Origin of the sequence: uncultured Microbacterium sp. (assembly GCF_963521695.1) — a bacterium.
GTDB lineage: Bacteria > Actinomycetota > Actinomycetes > Actinomycetales > Microbacteriaceae > Microbacterium.
The window spans coordinates 1-2,846 of sequence record NZ_CAUQWC010000331.1 but is presented as its reverse complement, the minus strand read 5'-3'; the positions used below and the strand labels follow the sequence as shown (position 1 = coordinate 2,846).

General features: G+C 68.5%; 2 protein-coding genes. Both read left to right on the top strand.

The window, feature by feature from the left end:
- The first annotated feature begins 252 nt into the window (after nucleotides 1-252).
- A complete protein-coding gene (locus RWP81_RS15995; RefSeq protein ID WP_314457767.1) occupies nucleotides 253-1,554 on the top strand; it encodes a M20/M25/M40 family metallo-hydrolase in 1,302 nt (433 codons plus the stop codon).
- 8 nt (nucleotides 1,555-1,562) lie between these two features.
- Nucleotides 1,563-2,411 carry an undecaprenyl-diphosphate phosphatase gene (locus tag RWP81_RS15990; protein ID WP_314457765.1) on the top strand — a complete coding sequence of 283 codons (849 nt, stop codon included), beginning with the start codon at nucleotides 1,563-1,565 and terminating at the stop codon, nucleotides 2,409-2,411.
- Nucleotides 2,412-2,846: the final 435 nt, after the last annotated feature.

Here is a 2,846-nt window from a genome sequence, read left to right as displayed (position 1 = left end):
GGGCACTAGCACCTCAAGCTAGCGCGTCTGCCTATTCCGCCACCCGCGCATTGGGTGTTTGTCGCTTGCGCAACGAGGAACGACATTACCACGCCGCCGACCGCGACTCGAACCGGTGCGCCGCCCCGGGCGCGTCCCACCGGCCGCACGCGGCCGACGACCGCGTGCAGTACCGGCGAGTTGCGCATCGCCCGTCCTCCCCGGGGCGACGCGCGACGGGAGAGGTCGCCGGGCCCCGGTACGGTAGTGCGCATGTCCGAGCGCCAAACCGTCGTCCCCGAAGTCGCACGCGTCGCGTCCGACCTCATCCGGTTCGACACCTCGAACTACGGCGGCGGTCGCGCCAACGGCGAGCGCGAAGCCGCCGAGTACGTCGGCGCCTACCTCGAAGGACTGGGCCTCGACACCGACTACTACGAGCCGGTCGAGCGTCGCACGAACGTGTGCGCCCGCGTTCCGGGTCGCAACCCCGACAAGCCCGCGTTGATCCTGCACGGGCACCTCGACGTCGTGCCCGCCGTCGCCGAGGACTGGATTGTCGACCCGTTCGCCGGCGAGATCCGCGACGGCATCCTGTGGGGTCGGGGCGCGGTCGACATGAAGGACATGGATGCCATGATCCTCACCTCCGTCGCCGACCTGCTGCGCGCGGGGGAGCAACCCGAACGCGATGTGATCGTCACGTTCTTCGCCGATGAGGAGAACGGCGGCGTCGAGGGATCGGCACGCGTCGTCGCGGACCGACCCGACTGGTTCTCCGGGGCGACCGAGGCGATCAGCGAGGTCGGTGGCTACTCCATCGCCGTCGGCGACCGCCGTGCGTACCTGCTGCAGGTGGGCGAGAAAGCCCTGATCTGGATCAAGCTCATCGCCCGGGGACGCGCCGGCCACGGCAGTGGTCTGCACCCCGACAATGCCGTTACCCGTCTCGCCGAGGCGGTGACCGCCCTCGGGAAGACGGAATGGCCCATCCGTCTGACCGACACCACCACCGCGCTCCTGGCGGGACTCGCCGAGATCACGGGTGATGACGCGGGCGATCCCGACGCGCTCGCGCTGCGCACGGGAGCTGCATCCAGCTTCATCCGCTCCACACTGCGCACCACGACGAACCCGACGGGCCTGACCGCCGGCTACAAGCACAACGTCATCCCCGACCGCGCCGAGGCGTTGGTCGACGTACGCGTGCTGCCGGGAACCGAGGCCGCCGCGCTGGCGGACATCCGCCGCATCGTCGGCGACGGCGTCGAGATCGAGATCGTCCATCAGGACATCGGTCTCGAGGTGCCCTTCGCCGGCGACCTGGTCGACGCGATGATCGCGCAGCTCGACCGCCACGACCCGGGTGTCCCCGTCGTGCCGTACCTCATGGGCGGCGGCACCGACAACAAAGCCCTCTCCACCCTCGGAATCTCCGGTTATGGATTCGCGCCGTTGCGACTTCCCGCCGATCTCGACTTCACCGGAATGTTCCACGGTGTCGACGAGCGCGTCCCCGTCGACGCGCTCGAGTTCGGTCGACGTGTTCTCGCCGACCTCCTCCGGACGTACTGAAGGACCGCATGCATATCTTCGAGGTCATCATCCTCGGGCTCGTTCAGGGCCTCACCGAATTCCTCCCCATCTCCTCGAGCGCGCACCTGCGCATCGTGGGGGAGTTCCTCCCGTCGCAGACCGATCCCGGCGCGACCTTCACCGCGATCACGCAGATCGGCACCGAGCTGGCGGTGCTGATCTACTTCCGCAAGAAGATCGCCCGTGTCATCTCGCGCTGGTTCGGCTCGCTCACCGGAAAGGTTCCGCGCAACGATCCCGACGCCCGCATGGGGTGGCTCGTGATCATCGGCACCATCCCCATCGGCCTGCTGGGCGTGCTGCTGCAGAGCCTCATCCGTGACAACTTCCGCAGCCTCTGGATCACCGCCGCCGTGCTCATCGTCTTCGGCATCCTGCTCGGTCTCGCCGACCACTACGGCAAGCGCCGTCGCGAACTCGACGACCTCACCTACCCGCACGGCATCGCCTACGGTTTCGCCCAGGCGCTCGCGCTCGTGCCCGGCGTCTCGCGCTCCGGTGCGACGACGACACTCGGTCGCGCCCTCGGCTACAAGCGCACCGCCGTGGCCGAATACTCGTTCCTGCTCGCGGTTCCGGCGGTGTTCGCCAGCGGCTTCTTCGAGCTGTACCGGAGTTTCGACGAGGGCACCGGGCCCTACAACCTGGGTGAGACGGCGATCGCCACGGTCATCGCCTTCGTCGTCGGCTACCTCGTGATCGCATTCCTCATGCAGTACCTCAAGCGCGGCAGCTTCCTGCCGTTCGTGATCTACCGCGTGATCCTCGGCGTCGTGATCATCGTGCTCCTCGCGCTCGGGGTGGTGCCGGCCGAGTCGGCGATCATCGCGAGCTGAGTTCCGGATACCACGAGGGCGCCGCTCCGATCGGGGCGGCGCCTTCGTCGTGTCGTGGCGTCGCCGTGCGTTCGAGCACCTCGGCCATCCGTCCGCCGAACACACGAGCGCCCTGCCGCGCGGGCAAGGGAAGATGGATGCCGGATGCCCTTGTGCGGGTGCCGCAGCGGGCTCGCAAAGAGACGCTGAACTCGCAGATTCTCCGCCGAATCGTGCGATTTTCACGCGGTTCTGCGAGCGTCGCGCGCCCCCGCGCACCCGGCGAGCGCCCCACACGAAGAGCGCTTCACACGAAGAGCGCCTCACACGAAGAGCGGTTCACATGAAGAGCGCCTCACACGAAGAGCGGTTCACACGACGGCCCGGCGCGCCCGGCGCCGGGCGTCAGCGTCGGGGCGGGTCGTCGCGGCCGGGCTTTGAGGGACCGTCGCCACC

Coding starts and splice junctions, on each gene's coding strand:
- RWP81_RS15995 (WP_314457767.1), top strand. CDS start 253: ATGTCCGAGCGCCAAACCGTCGTCCCCGAAGTCGCACGCGTCGCGTCC.
- RWP81_RS15990 (WP_314457765.1), top strand. CDS start 1,563: ATGCATATCTTCGAGGTCATCATCCTCGGGCTCGTTCAGGGCCTCACC.